This window comes from Novipirellula artificiosorum, from assembly GCF_007860135.1.
GTDB classification, from domain to species: domain Bacteria; phylum Planctomycetota; class Planctomycetia; order Pirellulales; family Pirellulaceae; genus Novipirellula_A; species Novipirellula_A artificiosorum.
In genome coordinates, this window is record NZ_SJPV01000032.1 from 1 (window position 1) to 26,670 (window position 26,670).

Consider the following 26,670-nt stretch of genomic DNA (forward strand, 5'->3'; position numbering starts at 1 on the left):
GTCCCGTCCGACTGGATCCCCTTGCGGCGACAAAGCTCAACGCACGATCTATCCGAAAGTCAGGCGGCAAGCTCAACTAGCAAGTTGAGCTTTTTTAACGCCTGACCATCGGATAGATCGCATTTCGGTATCCGAACAGCCTGCCCTTGTTATGTGTATCGGCAGCCGAAGGCGGCTCTGAAGATCTCACAATTACTCGACTGTTTTGGTACAAGAAAGACTACGTACCAGCTGAAAGCCCCGGCGTAGTCAGGATCAGCAAGTTCAATCATTGGCTACCTGTGCCTGACGGGCCAGTCGCACGAGCTGTCGTTCGAGAACGCAACGATAGCAAGACAGTCCTCGTTCCAACTGAGTCTTTGCCTGACGGCGTGTACGCTCTCCACAACGGTCGATTGGACTGGAGCAAAGATCCGCCATCATTCTATTCGCCATTCATCGTCCGAGGATTCGGCCAGCCAAAAATTGAGAAGGCAGATGTGTCGACCAATGCCTCGAGTATGACCCTCCGCTTAACCGTTCGCAATGTGGGCGACGGCACGTTCGATGATGGTTTTGTCGTGGCAACTCTACAGCGTGAAGAAAAACCAAGCTTCAAATTCATCGCGCGGCGGCACGGAATGATGAAATCGATTGAGCCTGGAAAGACGGTGATAATTTCACAAGAATGGGACACGACTAAGCTAAACCCAGGCGTTTACTGCTTTTATGGGCACGTGAACTATAAGTACATGTGGGATACCAACCGGCTCGATTCGTTCCAATCGCCGCGATTTCGAATACCGGAGATGACGCGCGCCGGCAAGGAAGTTGTCAGTGACTTCAAACGTTGAGCATTGCGCAAGACAGGAGTTCCCTTCGCCGCATTGGTGTCTTGTTGTTGAAGAGACCGATGCCTGGTTGTCGAGACCCGTGAACGTCGAAGACGATGCAACGACGATGCAACCGACGCGAGTTCGGCGGTGAAATGGGACGCCTGGCAAGGGGGGCCCTGTTTTACTTCACCACTCTCATTTGATCACGTCTCGGCTGACCGGTTGAGCCCGTTTCACCGATCGTCGGACTGTGATGAGCTCTGATTGACTAGCACGTACAGAATTTCACGAAACAGAGAACTTGCTGCAATTGAGTTGTGTACAGGGAGGCATGTCACGCTGATGGCCACTACCGATTTGCCTCCAACGGCCCAATGTATCCGGTGGACAATGCCACGTCATCGTACCAAACGGTGTTATCTTTCGTCGCGTTATGGACATACACGCCTATGCCAAACCTCTTCAGTTTCACCTCTGGCGTGCTGCGCCAACGGAAGCCCTTGTAGTGGATGTAGAGCTTGCCGTCGATCCAGGCAGCCAACTCGCCGTTGGCCTCACCAGGGTCGTTCGCCTGAATCATGTGCTCCAGGCAATACCACTTGTCGCGTTGTAAGACCAGACGCTCGTCGTCGGCCGGACCCATCATATTTCCATAGTACTTGTCGTCTCGACCCCCTTTCATGTCCATCCAGTAGGTGTAGAGGAACATGTACCCCGGCGACGGATAACGCTTCCAGTCTCGCCATGGCTCGAAAGCACTCTTGAAGTGGTCGTCGCCCTTGGGCCGAATACCCGCAGACCCCATGGCTCTCCACCGATTTGTTCCGGAAACGCCGGTCAGTCCGCCGCCCACATGATTCAGGTTGCCTTGATCGTAGTCGGCAGCAAACTTGATGTAGCGACGGAAGTAGACGCGGTCGTACCCGTCCGGCCCGAACCAGGCGGTGGCTCCAACACCAGATTCACGCCCATCCCGCGCCGGCGAGGTAAACTGGATCGCCCCGTTGCCCTCGTGGGCAAGCTGGGCGTCGATTGTCAGCTTGACTCGACCTTCTCGTAGCCCCCGGATCTCGAAGTACTTCTTCAGAGAATCCGACGACTCGAACCCATCTTTGAAGAAGACTTCACCAGGCCGTTCCAACGCCGAGAGCTGCTCCGCGTTTGTCCGAGTCTCTGCCGTCACCCGTGTCGGATATGGAGGGTCGGCTCCCTCCGCAGCAATGGCGTTGCCGCCAACCAAGGCCACGACCACCGCCGTCCACATTGCAGAAATCCGTCTCGTCATTGGTTTGCGCCTTTCTCTGTTTCTTCCTGAGCCCAATCGTAACGCCATCCCCGCGCCGCAACTTCCATTTCAACATCGTCAAGCTGCACCGCTGCAGACTGGTCTGCGAAGTTCTCGACGACCCAACTCCCATCGGCGAATAAGTACAGCGACACACGGTTCGGGGCTTTGAAGGTACGTCCCAACGGTTTCAGAAGCGACTGTCGGATAGCGTCCAGATCGGCCTGCGGCAGCTCTAGGAGGGATTTTGGATCGCCCCCCAACGGCAAGACTTGGACGTTGGGAACTTCAAGTAGCACGTTCCCGTCGAGCCGCTGCGCCAGACCATCCGTGACGAGAATGGGGACTCCGCGGGCGATCAGCGTTGACAGCTTCTCCGACAGATTCGGATCTTTCAGGGCGTGTACCGAGAAGAAAGCTGCCTGGGCATCATCTGGAAACTCGTGGCATGGCACCAACGGCAACCCCATCATGCCCACGAAATCGAACACCCGCGACTCCTTATCGGGGTGGCTGTTGGGCGGTTTGTAGGCGGCAACGCCGATTACCTGCCGCTCGCCCACTTCTTCGGCGACTTGCAGTAGCTCTGAGACATTTGACCGGAGGGTTTGTACGTTCGCCGGGCCTGTATCCTTCAACAAGGCCCCGTAGCAGAACAGCATCGACTCCTTTGCCCCGGCCAGCACCGTCTGCCGAGCTTGTTCAATGTATGTCTTCTCCGTCGTGCCTAAGGGGTCGAACCATCCCCCACCACACTTCTCGCCGCCGATCCCGCCAAGCCACCGCATGATGAAATAGGCTTCGTACTGCGGCGTTCCGCCCCAACGGGCATCTTCGTAGTCGCGTGTCTCCGTACCGACCCAGATGCGGTCAAAGTCTTCTGTCTCACGATCGACTTCGTAACCTCGCTCATGGAACCGATCGTACCACTGGGGATACTTGATGATCAGTGTGGCCTTCGGATTGATACGCTTCGCTACCGCCAACACCTGTTTCCGTGACAGTTGAACCATCAGTTCGCAGCGGTAATCCTCCCAAGTGTCGCCCGTGACGGGATATGTCTTGTCGCCGATCGTCACTGTCTTGGACTTGCGGGCGGTGTCGCACTCGCCGCATTGGCAGTCTGTAAACCAGAAGTCGTCGATCATAATCTCATCGAACAACTCTGCTGTGTACTCGAAGATTTCCCGTAGGTGATCTTGGGTCCCAGAGTTCGTGTAGCAGGAGATAATTTCCCAGCCTGTTGACTTCTTACCGACGATCGTTGGAGTCACGCATCCGGAAACGTCGAACCCGGCAGCTAGAAATCGTTCCTTGGCGTCGCGCAGTGTCTCACGCGGCGCGAGATAGTTGCTGCGGAATGTCTCGATGTATACCTTCGTCACACCCGTGTCCTTGCACCAGGCGATCGCGGCTTCGATCCCGTCGTCCGTGCCTAGGAGGTCCCTAACCTGCTGTGCCGTGATGAGCGTGGAGAAACGATGGATGCTCTGTTTCGCCTTGGCCAACTGCCACAGGCTCCCTTTGTCGCCGTCAACTTCGCCCGTCGCGTAAAGGTAGTACGTGCCGTCGTGTTCGATCACCGCGGGATCAGCCAGGGTGTCGTCAATGATCGGGTTGCTGTAGGGCTCCGTAGCGTTGACGAGCAAGGGAGCCACAGCGAACACCGTGGCCAACAGTAGCGTGCGGAGGGATGGCATGCCTGGGGTCCTTGAATCATGTGCGGGTTGCGGTCAGTTGATACTGAGGACGAAACGTCGGTAACTTGTCAGCGGAGGATCGCCATCGTCAGTAATCTCCAGAATAACATGGATGGTCTTGCCAGCAGAGTCCAGCGGCACGTGAAGGGTGGCAATGGGCTGGTCTGCGGCCTCGATCTCCACAGGGCCATCCCCGCGTCCGAAGTCTGTTCGCTAGCAGGATCCACTCGCCGAAGTTGGTTGGAAACTCGAGTCAGGACACCTGGGTCGGATGAGATTCCGGATAGAATGGCACACTAGAGTCGGTCAATTGCTGGTTTTGCAGTTGAGATCAGTTTTTGGATAGGACGCGACCGGCTGCCAAGCTGACGAAATGCTTTTCAATTCAACCTCCATTTCCCGCGCGATACAAAAACTATGAGACTCGTATAATACCTCTTCTGCGTGACGAAACGCGTATCGTCACGACTGAAGTCTGCCACTTCATTAGCGAGTAGGGTGGCGTGAGTTCTTGGAAGACTGACTTGATAGCCGGTTTGAACAGGGAATTACCTTCAGTGATCGGTGCGTTGTCTTGGGGACGAAAAGGAAAAAGGCCTATGCAGGAACGCGATCCGCGATTCAGCAGACTCGGTGCGAGCACCGCAAAGAGGCTTGGCTTGCCGCGCCAATTCAAGCAGCCAGCCGACTATACGATTTCACGTGCCCACCCAGACGATCTTTACAAACCACGTCTTCCTTACGGAACTTAACCGTTGCCAACGGATCACCATCACGCACCGGAGGCAAATGGCCCCGGGCACTGTGACAACGCTCGGTGTTGTTCCAGATGGCCGTTTCTTTCAGTAGATGATCGAGGTGCGCGTTGGATACAACGCAAAATGCGTTGAGTACCTCGTGCTTGATCGTCTGGATGACTCTCTCGATGTGAGCCTGCGGGTTCGGTGGGCGAATTGGGGTCTTCTTGATCTTGCAATTTGCTGACTTGAAAACGCCATCAAACGAATCGGTGTACTTCTTATCGCGATCGCGCATCATGTACGTGCACTCCAATCCCTCGTCTTCCATCCGCATGCTGAAGTTCCGAGCTTGCTACAACGGAGTTGTGTACAGGGAGGCAGGAAGCAAAAAAATGAAGCAGGTTTTCATCTCGCTGTTCCCTCCGTCGTCTGCCATGCCAGAGAGGCTCCTGATTGTTGGATTATCTTGCAAACGGAGGTCATTGGACATTCCGTTCGTCGGACTCGATCAGGCCATCACGCAATCGAATCACCCGTTTTGCGCGGGCAGAAACTTCATCTTCATGCGTGATCATGACGATCGTCTTACCGCTTTCATTAAGCTTCTCGAAAAGGTCCAGGACTTCTTCCGTTGTTTTGGAATCCAGGTTTCCAGTCGCTTCGTCAGCCAAAACAAAGTAGGGGTCGTTAACGAGACTCCTAGCGATCGCCACTCGCTGTTGCTGACCCCCGGATAATTCAGTTGGTTTGTGAAACAACCGGTCACCCAGGCCAACCTGATGAGCAAGCTCGCGGCATTTTGTGTTCGCGTCCTTGCCGATCAAACCCTGGTATTGCAGCGGCACCTTAATATTATCCAACACGTTGAGCTGCTGCAGAAGATTGTAAGATTGAAAGACGAACCCGATTCGCCGACCACGGATTTTCGACAGCTGATAGTCACTGATGGTTGACACATCATCGCCGGCGAGTAGGTATTTGCCGCTCGTCGGTCGATCGAGGCATCCGAGCACATTGAGCAACGTGCTTTTCCCCGATCCTGATGGTCCCATGATCGCGATGTATTCACCTTGGAGCACATTGAACGAAACGCCTCGCAACGCGTGGACGGTTTCTCCCTTGAGAAAATACGTTCGATAGATGTCCTCCACTCGAAACGCATAGTCGCTTGCTGGGCGGCGATTGGCCTGGTCACTGGTTGGATCAGCAATGCTTGTCATGAGCCTTCAACCCGCCGAGATAAAATAGAAATGTCGAGTGCCGATGTCAGTCCAAAGCTTTGGAGAAACCAGGCCATGATCATCGACACCCGACCACGTAGACCCAACAGTGTCCGTGATCGTGGACAGTCGATTTCCCAAATACAACGAAATTCCATCATTCATGGCGCAGGGCTTCAATCGGATCGAGGTAGGCTGCTTTCCTGGCCGGATAGACGCCAAACAGAACCCCAACTCCCAGCGAAATGCCGAGCGACAGAACGACGGACCACATCGCAATCCGAGGCTCAAGCGAGTTGACGATTGGCGGCAGTGACTCGGGCGAAATGGTCATGATGACTCGCTTGATCAGCCGAAACACTGGGCCAACAGACAATCCGAACAAGACACCCGCGATTCCTCCGCTGGCCGTTAGCACGACGGTTTCGATCAAGAACTGACCGATAATGTCGCTTCGCGTTGCACCGAGTGCTCGGCGAACACCAATTTCGCGAGTTCGTTCCGTGACGGTTGCCAGCATGATGTTCATGATGCCGATCCCGCCGACCAACAGTGAGATGCCGGCGATCACGACCAACAGCACGTTGAACATGGTGCGGGTGCGCTCGGCTTGCCGTAGCAATTCTCGAGGGACGACGACGGCATAGTCTTGTTTCTCGTGGTATTTCCGGAGCAGTGTTTCGATGATTTGTGCGGTCTCGTCAACTTCCTCGATATGGTTTACTTCGACCGTGATCTGACTCAGTTCGACATTCTCTCCGGTGAAGTTGAACCCCAGACCGCCCCCGACGCGTTTCATCACAAGATCACCGACGCGCTGGCGGAGTGTTTGAAGTGGGATATAAGCGTCCAAGTTGTAATCACGCGAGTCGAGACTGCCGCCGATCGCTGCCGATGCGGTGCGGTCCTTCGTTTGGCCGATGACGGTATAGAACTCGCTGCCGACCCAGATGGCGCGGCCGATTGGGTTCTCGAACGGAAACAATCGCTTGGCTGTTTCGTCGGCCAATACAATGACTTTCTTGCCTCGATCGCGTGGGGACAGCCAGCGACCGCGGGCAATTTGTAGTCGGTTCAGTTCCAAATAATCCTCGGAACATCCAACCAGTTTCGCGTCGGCGGATCGATCATCAAGCCGAAGTTCAAATTTCAGTTCGCGCATTGGAATCGTTCGGCGAATGTTTGGAATGTTCTCGACGATCCGCTGATAGTCAGATCGCAATAAGCCGTAGGTTTTGACTCGACTATTCGCGTCTTCGTCGCCGCTATCGTTTGGTTGGACGGTGCGAACGATGATGTTTTTGGCACCCAATTCAAGAATCTGTTGCTGGGCGCGATAGCTGACCCCTTCGCCCATCGCAACGAGCCAGATGACCGTCGAAGTGCCGATAAAGATTCCTAGCGCGGCCAATCCCGCTCGAAGCTTTTGGACGAGCAGACTCTTGATGCCAAGGTCAACGGTCTGAAAGAACTGCGAAATCAAGTGGACAAGCCCCCATTTGGATTCCCCACTGGCGTTTCACCATCAGATTCCTCAACGACTGGAGCTTCGTATGCATACGGGTTCAACAGCACTTCGTCACCCTCTTGCAATCCCTGCGTGACGATGGTGAAGACATCGTTGCTGTCGCCTGCTTTGATTTCACGACGCACAGGGCCTTCGGGGGTCTGCATCCAACAGTAGCTCCGATCATTTTGCTCAGCGATCGAAGCAACGGGAATCAGCAAGACGCTCTCGTACCGAGCAACCTCGATTTGAGCTTCGGCACTCGTGCCGGGCCGGAGCCCATCGACCGGCGGTAGGGAAACGATGGTGTCGTAACGCACTTGATTGCCGGTCCACCAGCCCGCAGGTTTAGTGATCGACGCGACTTCGGTGACAACTCCTTGCAGCGTTCGCGTCGGGAGTTCGACAGTGGCTGATTGTCCCGATTTGACTCGCTTGACAGCTGACTCATGAACGCCCACTTTGACCTGCATCTGATTCAATTCCGGCATCAGCAACAAAACTTGATTCTGGTGGACATTCGTGCCTTCGGCGATCGGTGCTGTCTCCCACTGGGCAGCATCGGGGTGGATTACCAAGCCACTGCGTGGTGCTTTGACGACACAGTACTGCAACTCTTCGACCGCGCGGTCTCGGCGAGAATTGTCCGCCATGACACGTTCAACGTTGGCTTTGTGAGTTGCTTCGACGGACGCCAATTCTCCCTTGAGGGTTTGCAGTTGTTCCTTGTGCGTGAAGTTCTTAAGCACTTCCAATTGGGTTTGTTTCAATTGCACATGCAGCACTGCCTGTTTGACGGCAAACTGTATCTCTTCGACCTCCAGTTCGCTCAGGTAGCCGCTATCCGCCATGACACCGATATGTCTTATCCTTTCGCGGGCATTTTGCAGAGCTGCTCTTGCGATTGCGACGTCCTTCTCGAGGGTCAGCAATTCTGACTGAAATCTTCCCTGGTCGTATTCTTCGACGGCGATGCGAGCTCGTGCCACTCGAGCAGCAGAATCATCCGCAGCGGATTGCGACCAGTTCGAATACTTGGTCCTCTCGTCGACTTGCTCTTGGATAAACAAGGCGTCTAAGCGAACGAGTACATCACCTTCGTCCACAATAGTTCCGCTGTCGACGATCCACAGCACCGCGTTGTATCCGCGAACCTTTGATTTGATCTCCAGGTTCTCCGCGCTTTCGAGCGTCCCTTGCTGCGTGACCGTGACCAACAAGTTACCGCGCGAGACGACATGCGTCATGGCATTGCGAACTTCGTCCTTGCGAAAGCGTCCAGCCAAAGCGACCGCAGCCAAGCACAACCCACCCAGCATCGCTACTGTGGCAGCGATTTTAACAAATATCGTGAGCTTTGATGAATTCGATTCAACATTCATTGCTCCCCTCTCCCTGCTTTGAGGTCGTGCAGTTTTTAAGTCGTGACTGCTGAAGTGTTTAGGTATCCAACCACCCCTGCCCACGCAGAGGTCGTGCAGTTTTTAAGTTGTTGTTCAGAAGTGAGTTACACGATGAACCCCTGCCCGCGCAGCGGGAGGGGTCGAGCGCAGCGAGGGGGAGGGACGGCCTGAAGTGCGGTTGCGACAAACCCTCTCCCTCGCTTCGCTCGACCTCTCCCAGAGGGAGAAGTGCTTCATACACGTAAATGCCTGGAATCAAACAACTTAAAAACTGCACGACCTCCTTCGGGGAGAGGGGAGCCAGTATGGCATTGAATGCGGCACACATCGGGCGGAGGATACCAGTGTGAAGTTAAGTAGGTTAAATTTCATCATGTTGCTACAGGATTGAGTCCTCATTCTCGATTATTCTGGCGGCTTCCTCTTGCGCTTCGGGGACATTGGCGAGCGGATCGAGAATGACTTGTTCGCCCGTGTTCACACCGTCACGAACCCATAAGAACATATTGCTGCTGTCGCCAACGTCGAGCGAACGCCGCTGCGCACCGAAGCCTTGTTGGACCCAGCACGCAAATCCGTTCTGAGTCTCAATGCACGCCGCTACGGGAACGACGACCACATCTTCGTGCTTGGCCATCACGATTTCGACTTCGGCGCTCATTCCCGGCCGCATTCCGACTTTGGATGGCAGCGAGACGATCGCATCATATTTGACGACGTTCCCCGTCCACCAAGAGGCCGGTTTCGCCACCGATGCGACAAAGGTGACCTCCGCCGGAATCGATTCGCGATTCAAGGTAACGTTGGCCGTCATGCCTGCCTGGATGCGTTTGACGACCGATTCGTGAACTCCGACTTTCACCTGCATCTGAGCCAAGTCAGGCATCAACAGCAGCGTTTGATCCTTGCGAACCGTCGCTCCCTCTTCGATCTCCGGAGTGTCCTTCCACTCTTCTCCAGTTGGATAAATGACCAGTCCCGCACGCTCGGCACGAATAGTACAGAACGCCAATTCTTCTTGGGCACGCTCCAATCGCTTCTTGTCCGCCAGGGCTGTTTCGACGTTCGCTTTGTGAGTCGCTTCGGCAGCACTTAATTCGCCTTGGAGCCGGATCAATTCTTCCTTCTTTGTGAAATTCTTGAGAACGTCGATTTGCGTTTTGCTCAACTTGGCGGTCAATTCGGCTTGAGAGAGCGTGAACTCTTTCTCCTCCAGATCTAAGTCGCTGGCGTACTCGCTGCGAGATAGCATTTCCGAGTGTTGCAAACGATTCTTTGCGTTCAGCAATCTGGATTCCGCGACGGCAAGGTTCTTTTGCAAAGCCGCCAGCTCCGAAACGAATCGCCCCTCGGAGTATTCGAGTACTGCAATCTTGGCTCGCTCGACGTCCGCGCCCGATCTGGCAACCTGCGACTCCGCCAAGTGAAAGAACTTCGTGCGGTTGCTGATCTCTTCTTCGATGGCGAGGGTGTCGAGCTGCACCAGAAGCTCACCGGCTTTCGCCTCGGTTCCGCTTTCGACCACAAAGGTAACGGTGTTGTTGCCACGAACACGGCATTTGATTTCGGTGTTGTTGGAACTTTCTAAAGTCCCCAATTCTGTCACGGCAACCGTCAAATCCCCACGCATTGTGGTGTGTAGAAAGCTCGGGTCGACCGTCGTCACCTGTTGGGTCCTAGGCAACAATGCGGCGGCCGTAGCTCCCAACGACGCAACGAGCAGCAACAGCAAACCGGCGATCTTCATGAACCGGTCTCCTGTACTTCAGTCGTCTCTCTGTCTTGACTCTCATCATTGCTGGTCGTCGGATGCTGAGCCGTTTTAGCTTGCCGCTTCGAGAGTGTTGTTCGAGCGTCTTCTTCGGCCTCGCTGATCAACGCCGTGGGATTCAAAATGACCTCGTCACCTTCCTTCAGCCCCGCGACGATCTCAATAAAGACGTCGTTGCTGTCGCCCAGTTCGATCAATCGCTTCTGTGGACCAGATTCAGACTTCACCCAGCAGAAAGTTCCGTCTTCCGTCTCGACGACAGCCGCGACCGGAATCGTCAGCACGTCTTCGTGAACCGCCAGGATGATGTCGACCTCCGCACTCATGCCAGGCTTGAGGCCCTCGTCGTCAGGCAATTCGATGATCGTGTCATACTTGACCACATTGCCGGTCCACCATCCGGCGGGCCGCGTGACGGTGGCGACTTCCGAGACGGTTGCCTGCAGAGTTCGATCTGGCAAGGTCACGACGGCTTTCAGTCCAGGGCGAACACGTTCGATGACGGATTCATGCACTCCTAGTTTGACCTGCATCTGGGTCAGGTCGGGCATCAGCAACAGGACTTGATCCTTCCGCACCGACGCACCCTCGGTAATGTCCGGAGTGGATTTCCATGACGCGGCGGACGGGTAGATCACCAGCCCACTTTTTTCGGCCCGGATCACACAGTCTTCGAGCTCCTGTGCGGCACGGTCGCGTCGTTTGATCTCCATCGCAAGTCCAGCCTGGTCGGCGGCGAGCTTTGATTCGCTTGCGGTCTTGTTGCCACTGAGCGTTTCAAGCTGCATCTTACGAGTGAACTCTTTCAAGACCTTGATCTCGGTCTCTTTGACCTTCAACTCCAACTCAGCCTGAGTCACCGTGAACGCGTCGCCTTCGACTTGCAGCTGCGTCACGTAGCCTTGTCGGAAAAGCGACTCGGAACGCTGGTACATCTTGCGAGCGGTTTGAAGATTTCGCTTGTGCGCCGCGAGATCTTTTTCGAGGGCTTGCAACTGCGAACGAAACCTGCCTTTCTCGTAGGCTTCGATGGAAATCTCCGCCTTTTCCACGTTGGCTTGCGACTGGGCCAAGGTGGCTTCAGCGATGAATGTATTCGTCTTGGTCAGACTGTGCTGCTCTTCGATGACCTTGGTATCCAGACGCACCAACTCCTGGCCGACTTCGACGACGGTGCCCGCCGGTACGACGTAGGTTACCAGAGAGAAGCCACGAACTTTGCACTTGATTTCGGTGTTGTTGGAGCTTTCGAGCGTACCTTGCTCGGTCACCGATACGGTCAACTTCCCACGCGAGATTGTGTGGGAAAGCAGCGGCATGCTGTCTGCGGTCACACCCGGCGAAAACCCAACTGCAGCGGCACCCCCAACGATCGCAAGCACACCAACAATGAGGAAGATCCGCACAAACAATCGCTCGGCAGATTTCGGGGTTGCTGTGGCTGGAACGTCTGGTATTGGCAAGGCAGGGTCGGGCATGAAATCGGCGGGATTGGCAGTGGACGAGGTAACGAGTCCAGCTCCGAAAGGGCTCGTTGCCTTGTCCACTGGTGATTGGAGGTTGGCAAGGTCTCGAGAAAACCGAGGGATTCCATTCTAGTAAACAAACCCACACGGTGATTCGATCGTGGACACCAATCTACTGTTTTTTTTCGAAACCCGCTATCTTTTCAGCCAATCTCACAAACGGATGAAGCTTCGTTTCAAACTCCGAAGCCTCCTCGGTTCCTCGCTCCGAGACGGCCACCGGTCCGCTCCTTACAGGTTCCCGAACCTGCTGCGTCAGGTCCTGTTGCGAAAGATCCTGTTGAGCGGGGGCGTCGAATTCAAACACTTCGATCGGGACCGGGGGCGGCAACGGCTCAAGGACATCGGAGGTGGCATTCGATGGGTCATCCGATTCAAACTCGACGGAGTTTTCGATCCACTTCCCAGTAGGATCCAACTGCATGACACCCAATTCACGGTACAGTCGGATCCGCGCGGTATAGTAGTTCAGCCACGCCGCCAAGAAGCTGTTCTGAGAGTTTTGCAGAGAGCTTTGGGCTGCCAGCAAGTTGATCGCCGTCGTGGGATTGATTTGAGGTCGCGCGCCCGGCTGTCCCTGGGGTGGGGGAGTCAATAGCGACAGTTCGGTTTGATCGACTCGCCGAAGCGCGATGGTGACCGCGCGGCGTTGAATCTCCAGTTGCAACTTTCGCTGCTGGAGCGTTCGCAACAGCGCACGTAGACCGAGCTGAAGCTGGTCTTGAGATTGGATCAGATTGCGGCGATTGCGTTGATAGTCAATCAGAGCCTCGCGGTAGCCGTTGCGTTCGAGCAGCCGCGCCAATGGTGCGTCAAACTCGACACCAAGTCGCAGTCTGCTCGTCGACGCTCGAAAATCGACCGGGTTGTTCGTGGCGGTTCGCACGTCGCCACTACCAGTGATACTCAAGTCCGATTGCAGGGCGTCGGCAGCCACCTGGATCGCCCGCCAGCGATCCACCAATGCTGCGCGACCATTCATGAAATCAAGTCGATTTTCCAGCGCGATCTGAAAGGCAGCTTCAGGTTCAAGCTCCACGTCATCCACGGTAACGACTTCCAAGCGTGCTTGCGCGGGCACCAGGGCAAGTCGCTCGACCAGTTGCAGATACGATTGAATCCACCCGGTCAGCCCGCGAATGGTTGCCGTACGTTGCTCGATCGAGTGGCCGTCGCGCAAGCGGTTCAAATCGGAGATCGTATTCTCCAAACCAGAATCGCCGGACTCCAGATCACTCAATCGCTCATGCAGTTTGACTCGATCGCCCCGAAACCTGGCCTTCTCGTCGTCACGCATGAAACGCTCACGCTCGGGGGCGATTTCCTCCATGCGATCCAAATCGCCGCGCGCGACCGCGAATAATTCGCGAGCGGGCTCGATCAGTCGCTCCGCATCGGCCAACACACGTTCAGGCTCCGATGCCAAGTCGCCCGCAGCGGACTGAATCAGAACGACGCTGCGGCTGAGTGACAGAATGTCCGCAAACCACTCTGCATTTGAATCGATTCGACCCGCCAGATCCTCCTCGGTCATCGAGTCCAGAAAATCGTCCAATCGCTTGGACGCCTCGGCAAATTGCTCCGCAAGTTTGTCGCGACCACCCTGCCCGGTAGCGAAAGTCGTCGAGTCTTTCGGCAGTAAATCGAAATTCTCGACGAGTTTCGCTACGTCGGTGTCTTCCAGTACTGCTTCAACGCCGGTGAGGTCACTCGGCAAATCGAGAAGCTGCCGACCGGTGGCATCGACGATACCTTTGAGTTGACGAAGGGCAAGATCAACGTCGACAAAGTTTTGCTCGGCAAGGCCAGGTATCTGCTCAGCGAGCATTTCAAGGCGTGCGGTCAGGCTGAACAGTTCACCAATGTTGCCGATCCGTTGCTGCAACTCTAACAACTTCTCCGCCAGCGAAACGGTCTCCGTTGGAATGAGTTGGAACTGCTTCACCAGGTCCTCGTCCAATTCAATCGGCAAGTCGGACGGCAATCCAAGGACTTGAGTGGTGTAGTTGTCGATCGTTAGTTGCAAGCCGTTGGTTTGATCAAGCAGGTTGGCGCGGGTGAGTTCGATGTTTTGACGAAACTGATCCACTTGAACGATGTCGATCAGTTCGTTTTCGTAGAGTGCTTCCAAGCGATCGAGTGTGCGCAATTGCAGGCGTAGATTGTCTTCGGTATTGCGGATCTGCTGAGCCTGTTGAAGCAGGCCAAGGTAACCATTGACGCCGCCGAACCCGGAAAACGACTGCAGGTTGGTTGTCGGACCAAAGCGTTGCGGACCGGTGACCCCAAGTTCACCAATCACAATTTGCGTGAAAAAACCCTGCCGAAACTGACTGTAAGCTCGCAGATTGGCCAGCAGCCTGCGTTCGCTGAGTGTCAACTGCTCAAGTGCCACATCACGACCAGCACCACGCAACAAAGGTTGGATGAACGAGAAATTGGCAAGCGAACTGGCTAGGCTCACGTCGTTGCCGGTGAATTCAAATGCAAAGGAATTCGCAAAACCGACCAGCACTTCGCCCGCAGTCGCAAACCGGCGGCTTGCCGACAGATCGTTAGTCACTGTCAGGCGATTGATCTCTGGAGTATTGAACGGGCCTGTAACGACGTATCGGTTGAGGAACGGATCAAAACCGATTGCCCCAGGCGTTTGATTGCCTTGATGGCGGTACGCAAGTCCGGTGCCGCCAAAGAACTGGGTGTCCAATCGAAATCGCTCGCCGGTGACATCCAACGAGGTCAGATAGAGTGTTTCCAGCGCATTCTGGTTGAGAGGAGAGTTCACATAAGCCAGCCGCACAGCAGAATCGACGTCCAACTTGACTTCGTTCTGCTCGGTCAGCTCGGCGTATTCGCCCAACTGAACCCGCCATTGAGGGTTTGTCAGTTGAGCGCGCACGCCATTGCGTCCCCAGTGCTTCCAACCCTGCTTGCCATCCACACAATGCATGTACCGATGCGAAGCTGGATCATCCTGAGGCATCGGCGAACAATCCGGGTTGTACGGATCGAAATACCGGCTGCGTGGATCCATGTCGATGCTGATATCCGATTCTGACCAGCGCGGGTCATGGTTCCGCTCGGCAATCGTGCAATAGGCCTCGCGATCCGCGTTGAGCCGATGCTGCGTTTGCGAGCAACCGGCCAGCGACTGCACCAGGATAGCCATAAAGGCCAATCGCCGAAGTCGTTTTCGCTTTCGATTTTCAGTCCGCATGAAGAAACCTCGCATGTTGCAACCGGTGTCTACGCGGCTGGCTATCTGGCTGTGTAAGTCATTTCGGTTTCTCCTCGGGTTGTTATCGTTGCTCCGGTCATGCCGCCTTGAGCGATTGTGAGCCGTGCCGCGCCAGCACGAATATCCCGCAAAGTTCAACAGTCGACTTTGCTGATCAGGGTGCATAACCGCCAGAAAAACGTCAAAATATGCAAATCAGGTGTCCACGAACGTGCCGTGATCCATGGTAAATTGGTGAGTGACGCTTCATTTGTCTCGCTAGGCCAAGCAACCATGACAGGCTCCGACGAACATCGCGAACATGTGCTACGAGCAGCCTTCGAGCTCCGCGAGGACCTGTTGGCATATGCCCGGTCCCTCTTGGGTAACTATGCCGCCGCCGAAGATGCCGTCCAGGAAGCGTTTCTGGTCGTGGTCAAGAAGCACGAAAACTTCCAAGAGGGGACATCGTTGCTGGCGTGGTGTCGGGCGATCGTGCGAATCGAGGTCTTGAAGGCAAAAGACCGCTACCATCGCGACAGAAGCCTCATCGAACGCGTGCTAGATGATTCCGTTGACGCTGCGTTTGAAGAATTTCAAATGTCACGGTCGCAAATGGAAGCCGACCGGCGAAGAGATGCCTTGGTGGACTGCGTTGAGATGCTTTCTGAGCGGGCGCAAGGAGTCTTGAAAGCGCGAATGGCAGATGAACTGGGTTACCCTCAGATCGGCGAGCGATTGAGTATGTCGATCGAAGCCGTCCGGAAATCGCTGTTCCGAGCCAAGAAGCAAGTGCGTGAGTGTGTTGAATCGAAACTGAGGCCAATCTAATCATTAATACAGCCTAATGAGTAATACAGTGCAATGAGTGATTCTGGCAAACCCAACGATGACTTGTGGGATGATCTGGTTGAGCGACACTTGCGAGGTGAGCTGAACGAGAGCGAACAAGAACAGCTAGCGGGATGGCTCGACAGCGATGCCTCGCTTCGCGAGGACTTTGTGCGACAGGCCACCTGGGATACCGAGTTGACCGAAGTGGTTCGCACCGGTGGTGATCGGCAATTCGAAATGGCAACCTTGCTCGCCAGTGATGATGAAATGCAGCCGCGGCGAACGCCTAGAATCATGCGAGCGCTGCTTGCCGTCGCCGCGACGACGATTCTTGTTCTGTCCTACGCACTGATAAAGCAAGATACTGCCCCCGAGACAATCGTCACTGATCCATCCAGTGGCTCCGTCGCCCACATTACCGGCCTGAGCGGTTCGCTGATTTGGACCGGTGATCGGGGCGAGTTGGTGCGTGATATTCGCGTCGGCACTGAGTTGGCTGGGGGCACGATCGAGGGACTCTCACCGGAATCTTGGTTCGAATTACAGTTCAACGACGGCTCCGAGGTCACGATCTCCGGCGCTTCCATGTTGACGTTTAGCGATGACGGACAGAAGCGATTGCGTCTGCGTGAAGGCCGCATGTCTGCCGATGTGGCTCCTCAACCGGTCGGAAACCCGATGGTTATTCAAACTCGTTCGGCAACGCTAACCGTGTTGGGAACGAGTTTTGACGTCGAGGTCGAACTGCCGGCCACCGCAGTCAGCGTCCGAGAAGGAACGGTGCGTGTCACGCGCACCAGCGACGGCAAGGAGATCGATGTGTCGGCAAATCATCGAGTCGTTGCGGCTGCCGACCAGGAATTCGAACGCAGGCAAATCGCCGGCGTGGTTCGAAACTGGGAAAGCCGCATCGACCAAGGTCCTGATGAAACTTTTGGAAAGTGGATTGCCGCTACCGAGACAGAGCCGGCGTCACTAAAAGCCGTGGCTTTTGTCCCCGAGCAAAATCCAAATGTGGTCCTTTACTTGTTAGGGGTGGGAGTGCGCAGCGATGAAGGTGCTCCCATTGAAGTGGACGAGGACTCACGCTTTGAGATCCATGGAAAGTTCGACGTCGAGACTGAGATCTACTTTGGAATTCAAGTCGCCTACGCCAACGGTGATTTCGCAGGCAAGTTTCGGGCAAAGTGCATTGTCCGGCGCGACAGTTCAGGCAATTTCGTCGCCAGAGCCGATCTTTCCGACTTCGGGCTCGACCCGTCCGTTGCGGCCTACAAGGACAAACTCGCACCGTCCCCCGAGGGATTGTTTGTCAACGGAGTTTGGAGCTTTACCCATTCCGAGACGCCATCGGGTCTGCGAATCAGTGCGGTCGAGCTGACTGGAGGGAATCACGAATGAATCAGTCACAGAGGCTTCGTGGCGTTTTTGGTACTCTTAATTCACTGATCGCGATTGTAAACCTCATCCCGTGGGGTCAAAAAAAGTCGAACGATCCGAAAAATCGCTCGAGATGTGCGTTCAAGTTCGGGCTTCGCGCCGGTAACCGAACTGGCTTCACGCCTTCGTGGCGTAGGAAGTTCCGAAACGACTTACTGAATGATGCATCGCGGTCCATGATCAAGTACTTCTTGTCTTTTAGAAAACCATCCTCATCGTTGGTCAACTCGCTGGCAATTGTCTTCATCCAAGCCTCGTTCGGATTGGTGGTGCAGCCCGCGAAGTTGACGCGGCGAGTCTTCAGTTCCATAACAGAGAGCAGATAGAACGTAGTCAGGCCACTCTTGGTCCAGACTTCCACGGTCGTGAAGTCGATCGCGGCCATCACGTCCCAGTGCGCCTTGAGGAATGTCTCCCATGATCCTGTGCGTTTGCGGTCTGGTGTCGGTTCAATGCCGTGGGATTTTAGGATGTTGCCAATGGTGGAGTCGCAGATGTTGTAGCCGAGGTTCGACAATGCACCGCTGATACGATCGTAGGCCCAGGTCGGGTTCTCTTTCGCGAACTTGATGGTCAAATCGACAATCGCTTGTCGCGTTCTTGGCCGACCATGTTTCTTCTTTTTGCGATCGGAGTAGTCCCACTTATTGGCAACCAATTGTCGATGCCAATGCAGGATCGTCTCCGGCGTGAACAAGGTTCCAAACTGCTCAAGTGTTTTGCGTCCGAGGACTTTGCCTTTGACTGCCAAGCGACGCCGCTGATCATCGGTCAGCAGGATTCGCTTCTTGCCGAATTTCTCTTTGAAAACGGCATTCTCGGTGCGAAGGTACTCAATGACCTCTTGTTGTTGTCGATTGATCCAACTGGCCAGGATTACAGCGAACAACTGCCACGGATGCAGAATATATTTCATTGGCGTCTTGGTGGTTTAGAAAACCCGAGACGATCATGAGCATGCGTTAGTGTAAACCCGCGGGAGCAGGCTTCAATGCGATCAGAGCTTGTAGTCGTTCCGGTGAGAACGGTTGCGGGAGGATTGCCGACGAATCTGCAGACTTCAAATCGGCCGATATCCACCGATGTCGATTGCTTGAAAGGCTGGTTTTCGTAGTGTCTAATGATCGGCGGAGTTTTTTGACCCCACGCGACTACTGCCAAATCTCGCAATCCTGCAGTGTATGCAATTATTCGAAGTCAATGCAATCAACATGCGATTCAGGCGTTTAACGCTACAGACAAACCAGCAATCCTCTGGCTTACTCTAGTGCAAGTATGCCCAGTTGCGAATCGACGGGAGAATCGTTGATGAAATGAAAAACGAGCAAGAAGAAAGCACTCCAGAGATCGACACCCAAACCTAAATCCAATATGCAAAGTAAAAACAACACCCGACGCGACTTCATCCAAAAGGCGACCGCCACCACACTTGGCCTAGCGGTGGCTCCTGCAGCGCTCAGCAAAGCCGAAGCGACACGCCCCGCCCCCAAAGCGGCCAAGCCAGAGTGGCGGAATAAGCAAGATGGCATGAGCTACCGAATGCTCGGAAGGACGGGCTTCATGGTTTCAGAGCTCGTTTCAGGAACGTTCCCATACAATGACCCTAAACACTTTCCGATATTGGATGCTCAGATCGGACATGGTATCAATTATATAGATACCGCTTCTGCCTACAGCCAAGGAGGTGTGGAATCAAACATCGGAACCTACCTCAAGGAAAGCAACAACCGAGACAAGGTATTCCTCTCTACCAAACTCAGCGGCTACTACGGATTCCTGGCAGGAGCCATAGGTGAATTGCAGAAGGAGCTGCCAGAGTCGAAAGTTAAGGCCATCCGGAAGAAGGTGGATGACTTGATGGCCGAGCGTGGCGTCCTCAAGCCCGGCTACCATATGAACTATTTTGGCGGGCAGGAAGAGCAGATTCCGAAAGGTTACTTCAACCACCTCATGCTCCAAGAGTACGGATACAAGAGCGGCTGGAGAATGAAGATCAAGGACCACGCCCGCAAACTCCTCGAGGATGGGCTGACTAGATTGCAAACGGACCATCTCGATGTGCTTCACTGCCCTCACGGCATTACCATGCCTGATCTCATGGAAGACGCCCTTCTCCCGGAGCTCTTTGAAGAATTCAAGCAAAAGGGCTTGATCCGTGCGGCAGCCGTTTCCTTCCACAATGACGTGGGCGCAAACCTCGCGAAAGCTATCGAAGTCGGATACTACGACGCAGCAATGTTTGCCTACAACATAGCGAACCACGCCTCTACGGAGCCGCTGATGCTCAAAGCAAAGGAATCCGGGCTAGGCACGATTGCAATGAAAGTCGCTCGCTTGTTTGCAATGGAGCAAAAGCATGATTGGAGGCGGCAAAAACTCGAGGCGACGATTCCTGACAAGGAGATTGGACTTTTTCCTAAAACCTACCTGTGGGCTCTCCAGAATCCTAACTTAAGCTGTTGCGTGGCGCAAATGGAGAACGTCGATCAGGTCAAAGAAAACGTAGCCATCGTGGGGCGTAAGGTCGAGCTTCTCCCAGTTTAGAAAGCTCAACATTTAGGGGGCTGCTTCTCGGCCAAGCGATACGCTTGGCGCGAGCTAAGCCTTTTGGTCAAAAATCTCGGACGAACCTTATAACCGACTAAATTCGAGTCTACGTCGGCACATGAGTTCGAGTTTTTGGATCGAGATTGAAACCAATTTGAACGGTGGCAAGGGATAATTGACCCAAAACCCACGCACCACGCAGCAGACATCACACCGATGTTTTGAGACCAGAGTGGTGCGAAACGAGTGAAGGCCTGATGAGCTACGCAGCGCGTTGTTACGAACGAAGCAAACCGCCGAGGCGCTCCGTCGTTTGGATTCCCGCATTGATATCTCGGATATCTGGCGGGCTCACGGTTGATCCAATTGACAAGGATTACAACGAACAACTGCCACAGCTGCATAATATATTTCATTGGCGTTTCGATGGTTTAGAAAACCCGAGACGATCATTGGTGTGAGACGAAATGTAAACCAGCATTGACAAGCTTCTGAGCGATCAGAGTTTGCGGCCGCTCCGGTGTGCCCGGTTGCGGTCACATTGCCGACGAAATTGTAGTCGTCCGTTTGTCTGGGATCCACCGATGTCTATTGCTTGAAAGACCGGTTCTCGCAGTGTCGAATGCTCGGCTGAGATTTCTGACCCCACGGGATCCGCAGAAACTCCACAACTGTTATGATGATCATGGATATGCAGACATCATCGCCTCCCTGAAGGACGCGTTTGTTCATTTTGCCATGAGAGGTTTCGAATCATGAAGAGAATTGATTTCCATGTGGCGGCAACGTTTGCTGTCGTGTTTCTGGTGGTATTTACCTTATCAACAACCGTCGAGACTTATGCCCAATCGTGGGGATATGATGGAAATCGAATCGCGATCAGCGCCGACGGTAACAGTGCGTCCGACGATGGCCATCATTGGAAGACGGGTGATCCGGACGACTGGGGCGCCACGCCCGCCGCGTTGGCGATGCTTGCCAAGCTGAAGATGCAAGACAACCTTGTCCATTACTCGTACAATAATTTCATCGCAGCACCCTCTGGGCCTGACGATAAGAACCAAATGAAGATCGGTGTCGACGGGGCCGTGCAGCGTTGGAGATTCGATCCGGATCTTTTCTTTGATGCAACGACGGATTTAAATGCCGCCCAGGATCACCTGAAGGCGGAACTTGTGAAGTCGACGATCGATGATCCGCTCTATTTCATTCACATGGGCCCTGCCGAGTTCTTCTACCAAGTCGTTAAAGAAACAGTCGATCAGGGAGACGGCGCCGCGCTGACGCATGTCTACATCGTGTCCCACAGCGGCTATAACGATGATCACTTGCGTCGACCTTCACATCACACGCTCCAACAAACGATCGACTACAGCGGCGGATTGTTGAAGTATAGACGAATCAAAGACCAGAACGGTCAATGGGATCCGAACGTTCTTTGGAACTCAGAAAGAGATTTCTCTCCCTGGCATTGGATGCGCGATCATCGCGACCCCAACGTGCGATGGCTATACGATCGCATGCAAGCCCATTCCGGCGGTAAGGCGGACATTTCCGACGCGGGGATGCTCTATTGGCTTCTCTTGGGAGATGAAAACGGCAGTCCTTCAAAATTCAAAGCCTTCTTAGGAAGCGGCATTCCGGACAGCAACGTCGTTGATGACGACACGGAAACGTCAGGCCCTGCTCGTGACCTGCGGGCGGAGCGCGCCGCGGCCATTCAATCGGGCAAGCTGTTGATCATCGAAGCCGAGGACTTTCTGCTCCGAGGGGAATGGGAGAAGGTCGAATCCGACGACGCGTCGGGCGGAGCCTATATCCAGTACTCAGGACCGAACAAATACGATGCGGTGGACGATCAGCAGACAATCGAATTGCCGCTGAAGATCGAAACGCCCGGTTCGTATACCGTGAAGTGGTCCATGCGTCAGCCTGCCGCTGCGGAGGGCGACAAGTCGAACGACGTATGGATCAACTTCCCTGACGCTGTGCAAATGGCGAAAGGCCAGGTTACCGGATTCCACAAGTTTTACGGTCGAAGTAAAGTCGTTTTCGGAATGAATGGGGTGTTGGAGCCGGATCACTACCACTCATGGCTCAACGTCACGTTTACTGAGCCAGGCGAGTACAAGCTGCAACTATCGGGGCGTTCCGAGTTATTGCAGATCGACCGATTCGTACTCTATCGAGGCATCGATTTTGAGGAAGCGCAAGCGTTCATGGAGATTGATGATAAGAAGCCCGTGGGTTCAAAAGAGTCGAACGAGCACGTTGTCCGATGAATTCCGAGGTTGCGTCATCAATTGTGTCCCAATTCTCAGTCGAGATTGAGTTCAGGCAGAGCGGAGCTGGCCAAAAAGTGGGGCAAAACCGCGCCACCGCGCAGCAGGCATCACACCAATGTCTTGAGACCGGGGTGGTGCGAGCGAGTGAGAACGGGACGAGCTAAGCAGCTCACGATGCCGACTCAAGCAGCCCGCCGACAATATGACTTCAAGTGCCCACCCAGACGATCTGTACAAACTACGTGTTCCTTATGGAACTTCACCGCTGCCACTGGATCGCCGTCACGCACCGGAGGCAAATGATCCCGAGCACTGTGTCCACGTTCGGTGTTGTACCAGATGGCCGTCTCTTTCAATAAGTGATTAAGGTGTGCGTTGGTCACGATGCAAAACGCATTGAGCACCTCGTGCTTCATCGTCTGGATCACGCGTTCGACATCAGCGACTTGATGTTCCCACCGAGGGATATTCCATGTTTGACAAGCGTGCGTCTCTCCCGATTGTCCAGCTTGATGCGACTGGGTAACTTGCTGCGAAGGATTTTGTTTTCAGCTTTCAAGAACCGCATTTCTCTGGCAAGTTCTTGCCGCGAATGCGACGCCAGCAGTGTCAAAAGCGGGTGTAAAAGTCTGACCATTTGGAAACAGAATCGCTTGCATTCTTCGGTGAAATCGGAGTGGCAGAGTTTTTGTACCCCGCTCAAGCGACGAGCCTACGGCACGATTCTAGATCCGCAATCCAAGCTGGCCTGATCCACCGGCAAATGCCCACGATCGGCACCGACCCAGCGTGACAACCGGCCCACCTTTCCACGCCGCAAACCCCGATGTTCTCTCTTTGTGTTAACCGCCTGGAAACGTCCCGAAATAACTCGTGTCGGGTTAACACAAGCTGTTAACCCAGAGGCGCCGGAGCGCTGTCTGAGTTCTGTCCGACCGAACGCAACGTTTTTTCCGCAAAGCAAAGCGGATAAGAGACTTACGGAATTTCACGAAACAGAGACATTGCTACAATTGAGTTGTGTACGGGAGCCCACTCTAACTCAGGAACACTTCATTGAATTCACAAATTGGTTGCCTCGTCTGCGCTTTTGTATTGACGGCCAGTTCGGCTGCACAAACCACCGCTCCGGCTCGTTATCTCAGCCCATTGGAATGCGATTATTTGGGCAGAGTCGGCCCCAAGAATATCGTTCAGTTGGGCGAGACTAAGTTTCAGGTTTCACAACGAGGGCTGGATGAATACAACCAGTTCAGTATCTCAAAGGAAACGCAAATCGCAGGCGTTAACGTCGGTAGCTTTATCTTCAAATCAATGCCGACACGAGAGGGTTTAGACAATGGAACCTATAGCAAGAAGCTGCATTTCGATATCTATGACTACGGCAACCTGAATGGAAACAAAGAGAAGGAGTTGATTCAGGCTGGAGACAACATCTACGTTACTTTTTTGGTCAGGTTTGTCACATCGGCTCCTGTACCCACGCCAGGTTCTCAGTTTGATAACGACAACGGCAAATTCCGACGCAATCTGTTTTTTCAATTCTGGCCAGGCGGTGTGGTTACACACTTGTACAGCCATGCTCCCGACAGTCCTGAGGGCAAAGCAAATAAGTTTGGTTACGTCTCGGTGCTTACCGACAACTTTGGCGTGAACAAATACGTTGTGTCGGATCGATTTGAAGTCGAGCAGAACAAGTGGTATCGAATGTACTTTCAATACAGGCCCGCTGTTCAAAACGGAAGAATACTCGCCAAGATGGCTGAACATCGAAAAGGGCTTCAGACAGAGGAAATGACAACCATTCTCGATCTTCGAGACAATACGCTTTACGAACACAAGTCCGCCCGACGAATCTTGCCTACCTTTGGAAATTACCACTGGGGTGGATGCCCACATCGAGTTGAAACCCATTTCACTGAAATTCGTGTCACGAAAGAACCTGTGCAGCATCACTTCTTATCCGCTGGGCAAGATGACAATCAGTAAGCAAGTAGGCCGGAACAAGCCGTGCACCGTTCCGGCACAAGAAAGCTAAATGCTAATCAGCTACCGTTGGCGGAACCGCGTCGCTAATGCTTTTTTTGCCGGCCTACTCACTACGGGACGGCATGTATCACCAGTGGAACTCGGTAAACTCGTCCTCGCAAACACAACTCACAAAAACATCGGATTGAAAACATGAGAAACCTGGTTTGGCTCTTTCTCCTAGCAGCAGTTGTTCCTGCTATCGCGGGTGAGCCTCTTGAAACGTCTCACGCTCCGGTCGCGAAACAGTTCGTCCGCGGTGGACAGTTTAAAGACATGATCCTTCCGGCACCGATCATTGATGGTTTGGAATCGGAGGGCCTTTGGGGTTGCGATTTGGTGTTGCCACGCGACAAAGACAATGGCATCGAAGACAATAAGTGGTGCTACTGGGGTGGCAACCCAGTCAAAGGTAAAGATGGTAAATACCACATCGCTGTCTGCCGTTGGCGGGAAGAAACCGGGCACATGGGTTGGTTTGAGTCCGAGGTTGCTCATTGTGTGTCCGACAACCCTTTGGGGCCGTACGTGATAACCCAAACAATCGTGAAAAAGGGACACAACCCAGAAGTGATGACCATGCCTGATGGAACGTTCGCATTGCACCTGATGAACGCGGATGTTTATTCTTCTGCTTTGATGCCGGGCCCATGGGAACGTATTGGCCAAATGAAAATGATCCCTAGAGGCCTACGTCCTTCGGATCGATTGGGGTCCAATTTAACCACCGAGTTTCGACCAGATGGAAGTATCCTACTGATGCAGAAGAACGGTGACATTTCTTTTTCCAACAACGGCATCCTTGGGCCCTACAATCTGGTTTCGATCGACACTTACTCTCGTCACAGCGGATACGCAGAAGACCCGGTCGTTTGGCGAAGCAGGCACCAGTACCATTGCATCTACAATCACGCGATGGATCGAAAGAGCGGCTATATGCGATCGCTAAACGGAGTTCATTGGAAGAACGAAGAAGGCCTGCCCTACGACGTTTCTTCCACTTTCTACACTGACGGCACAAAAAACGAGTGGCATAAGTTTGAACGCCCAAAAGTGATGCAAGACGAGTTCGGTCGAGCGACCCATTTGTCGCTTGCATTGATCGACACAGTCAAGAGCGAAGACAAAGGCAATGATATTCATAGTTCGAAGAACATGATTCAGCCTCTTGTTGTGGAGAAACTGATTTCGATTGTTGGTGATGAGCCCATCACCGCGGACACAATAGAGATCGCGGTACGAATCGAAGCCGAAGAGGGGTTTAGGCCAATCAAAGAAGTTGACCTCGGTTCCCTGCGTTTTGGATCGGATTTGTTGGTCAATTATGGAAAAGGCTGCAAGGCAGTTGGCTCGGCATCCGATGGTGATGACTTGATCGTGGATTTCGAGGGCAAGAATGGTCTGAATCGTTTTGATTTTGACCTCAAGCTGACAGGGCAAACCAAAAACGGAGAGTTGGTGGTTGGCTATGCAGTGCTTCCCGGTCGGAGTTCGACCGAGGCTTGTTTGATCGCTCTGCCTGCAACGGTCAAAAGCGACAACGGCGCGAGTAAGCTTGAGGCAATCATTGAAAACGCCGGATTATCAGATTCGAAACCGTGCGAAGCAACGGTCATGGAACACAGTCATACTGGTTGGAGACGATTGGCCAAGGTCAGGATTCCGGAACTAAAGGCTGGTGAAAGCACGACCCTATCGGTGCAACTCGAACAACCTGTCGCGGAGAATTGCGAGTACGATATTCACCTACACGGCCAGAAAACTTGCGAAGGTTTCTGGCGAATGGTTGATGACACGGACGACTCAGTCGAGTTCATCGGTGATTGGAAACAGTCAAAAGCAGACCCGTTGTATTACATGAACCACGAGAGATCGAGTGACACGATTGGCGACACGGTGAAATTTACTTACACCGGGACGATGGCTCGGGCATACGGTGATCTTGATCGTCGAGATGGCGGTTCCTTTGACGTTTATCTTGATGGCCAGTTTGTCGAGAACATCGTGTTGCGATGGGGCAGTGCGATGGGAAAAGTCTATCAGACGAAACGGCTTCCTGAAGGCGAGCACACACTTGAGTTCAAAGTGTCCGAGTGCAGAGGTTGTAGCACTGCCCGAATTGATGCATTCGCTTTTGAATCAACGAGTAACCGAATTGATGACTGATTGAGAAAAACTAGAGACTGAGAATGAACAACACACCCAACAACCGAAACTGCATTTCTTCGGCTCTCCCACGGAATTAGTGGGTGCAAGTCGTTGAGTTCTTGACCTTGGCTCGGGCTCAGCAGAATGGGGGCTCCCCTTTCCGCCTCGCCTTCGCTTCGGCCCCTGATCGCGGTGCGGGCCGAA

General features: G+C 53.8%; 19 protein-coding genes. 7 read left to right on the plus strand and 12 right to left on the minus strand.

Annotation, left to right across the window (positions count from 1 at the left end):
• Positions 1-500 precede the first annotated feature (500 nt).
• A complete protein-coding gene (locus Poly41_RS32720; RefSeq protein WP_146531585.1) occupies positions 501-833 on the plus strand; it encodes a hypothetical protein in 333 nt (110 codons plus the stop codon).
• A gap of 331 nt (positions 834-1,164) precedes the next feature.
• Here the strand turns inward: Poly41_RS32720 and Poly41_RS32725 are convergent, their stop codons facing one another.
• The 10 genes from Poly41_RS32725 to Poly41_RS32765 all read right to left on the minus strand — a co-directional run bounded on the left by Poly41_RS32725 (position 1,165) and on the right by Poly41_RS32765 (position 15,184).
• Positions 1,165-2,100, minus strand: coding sequence for a hypothetical protein (locus Poly41_RS32725; RefSeq protein ID WP_146531586.1), 936 nt, complete (start codon positions 2,098-2,100; stop codon positions 1,165-1,167).
• Positions 2,097-3,800 carry a hypothetical protein gene (locus Poly41_RS32730; RefSeq protein WP_146531587.1) on the minus strand — a complete coding sequence of 568 codons (1,704 nt, stop codon included), beginning with the start codon at positions 3,798-3,800 and terminating at the stop codon, positions 2,097-2,099. Before Poly41_RS32730 ends, Poly41_RS32725 begins: the two co-directional genes overlap by 4 nt.
• A gap of 33 nt (positions 3,801-3,833) precedes the next feature.
• The gene (locus Poly41_RS35895; protein ID WP_390621520.1) at positions 3,834-3,983 is read right to left on the minus strand and encodes a hypothetical protein; all 150 of its coding nucleotides are present in this window, start codon (positions 3,981-3,983) and stop codon (positions 3,834-3,836) included.
• Between the two features lie 489 nt (positions 3,984-4,472).
• The gene (locus Poly41_RS32735) at positions 4,473-4,874 is read right to left on the minus strand and encodes an integrase core domain-containing protein (protein WP_146531588.1); all 402 of its coding nucleotides are present in this window, start codon (positions 4,872-4,874) and stop codon (positions 4,473-4,475) included.
• A 145-nt stretch (positions 4,875-5,019) separates the two neighbouring features.
• Positions 5,020-5,760: an ABC transporter ATP-binding protein gene (locus Poly41_RS32740; RefSeq protein WP_146531589.1), complete on the minus strand. Its 741-nt coding sequence runs from the start codon at positions 5,758-5,760 to the stop codon at positions 5,020-5,022.
• A gap of 157 nt (positions 5,761-5,917) precedes the next feature.
• Positions 5,918-7,243 (minus strand): ABC transporter permease, encoded by a 1,326-nt coding sequence (locus Poly41_RS32745; RefSeq protein ID WP_146531590.1) that lies wholly within the window; start codon positions 7,241-7,243, stop codon positions 5,918-5,920.
• Entirely contained in the window at positions 7,240-8,649 is a 1,410-nt protein-coding gene (locus Poly41_RS32750) for an efflux RND transporter periplasmic adaptor subunit (RefSeq protein WP_146531591.1), read from the minus strand. The genes Poly41_RS32745 and Poly41_RS32750 overlap by 4 nt, the downstream gene beginning before the upstream one ends.
• A gap of 400 nt (positions 8,650-9,049) precedes the next feature.
• The gene (locus tag Poly41_RS32755; RefSeq protein WP_146531592.1) at positions 9,050-10,417 is read right to left on the minus strand and encodes an efflux RND transporter periplasmic adaptor subunit; all 1,368 of its coding nucleotides are present in this window, start codon (positions 10,415-10,417) and stop codon (positions 9,050-9,052) included.
• The gene (locus Poly41_RS32760; protein ID WP_146531593.1) at positions 10,414-11,919 is read right to left on the minus strand and encodes an efflux RND transporter periplasmic adaptor subunit; all 1,506 of its coding nucleotides are present in this window, start codon (positions 11,917-11,919) and stop codon (positions 10,414-10,416) included. The genes Poly41_RS32755 and Poly41_RS32760 overlap by 4 nt, the downstream gene beginning before the upstream one ends.
• Before the next feature lie 160 nt (positions 11,920-12,079).
• The gene (locus tag Poly41_RS32765; protein ID WP_197231960.1) at positions 12,080-15,184 is read right to left on the minus strand and encodes a TolC family protein; all 3,105 of its coding nucleotides are present in this window, start codon (positions 15,182-15,184) and stop codon (positions 12,080-12,082) included.
• A 237-nt stretch (positions 15,185-15,421) separates the two neighbouring features.
• On the opposite strand from Poly41_RS32765, the gene Poly41_RS32770 reads away from it, so the two are divergent.
• The gene (locus Poly41_RS32770; protein ID WP_146531595.1) at positions 15,422-16,015 is read left to right on the plus strand and encodes an RNA polymerase sigma factor; all 594 of its coding nucleotides are present in this window, start codon (positions 15,422-15,424) and stop codon (positions 16,013-16,015) included.
• Positions 16,016-16,048: 33 nt separating this feature from the next.
• Positions 16,049-17,419, plus strand: a complete 1,371-nt coding sequence (locus tag Poly41_RS32775) for a FecR domain-containing protein (protein WP_146531596.1) — start codon at positions 16,049-16,051, stop codon at positions 17,417-17,419.
• Between the two features lie 76 nt (positions 17,420-17,495).
• On the opposite strand, the gene Poly41_RS32780 is transcribed toward Poly41_RS32775, so the two are convergent.
• Positions 17,496-18,374 (minus strand): DDE-type integrase/transposase/recombinase, encoded by an 879-nt coding sequence (locus tag Poly41_RS32780; protein ID WP_146531597.1) that lies wholly within the window; start codon positions 18,372-18,374, stop codon positions 17,496-17,498.
• Between the two features lie 455 nt (positions 18,375-18,829).
• On the opposite strand from Poly41_RS32780, the gene Poly41_RS32785 reads away from it, so the two are divergent.
• Both Poly41_RS32785 and Poly41_RS34645 read left to right on the plus strand, forming a co-directional pair.
• Complete coding sequence (locus Poly41_RS32785) at positions 18,830-20,002, plus strand: aldo/keto reductase (protein ID WP_146531600.1); 1,173 nt, start codon at positions 18,830-18,832, stop codon at positions 20,000-20,002.
• 758 nt (positions 20,003-20,760) lie between these two features.
• A complete protein-coding gene (locus Poly41_RS34645; RefSeq protein ID WP_197231962.1) occupies positions 20,761-22,287 on the plus strand; it encodes a hypothetical protein in 1,527 nt (508 codons plus the stop codon).
• A gap of 185 nt (positions 22,288-22,472) precedes the next feature.
• Here Poly41_RS34645 and Poly41_RS35900 read toward each other — a convergent pair whose 3' ends face one another.
• Positions 22,473-22,757, minus strand: a complete 285-nt coding sequence (locus tag Poly41_RS35900; RefSeq protein ID WP_146531601.1) for an integrase core domain-containing protein — start codon at positions 22,755-22,757, stop codon at positions 22,473-22,475.
• 589 nt (positions 22,758-23,346) lie between these two features.
• Between Poly41_RS35900 and Poly41_RS32800 the strand changes: the two genes are divergently transcribed.
• Both Poly41_RS32800 and Poly41_RS32805 read left to right on the plus strand, forming a co-directional pair.
• The gene (locus Poly41_RS32800; RefSeq protein ID WP_146531598.1) at positions 23,347-24,279 is read left to right on the plus strand and encodes a hypothetical protein; all 933 of its coding nucleotides are present in this window, start codon (positions 23,347-23,349) and stop codon (positions 24,277-24,279) included.
• Positions 24,280-24,471: 192 nt separating this feature from the next.
• The gene (locus Poly41_RS32805; protein WP_146531599.1) at positions 24,472-26,484 is read left to right on the plus strand and encodes a hypothetical protein; all 2,013 of its coding nucleotides are present in this window, start codon (positions 24,472-24,474) and stop codon (positions 26,482-26,484) included.
• Positions 26,485-26,670: the final 186 nt, after the last annotated feature.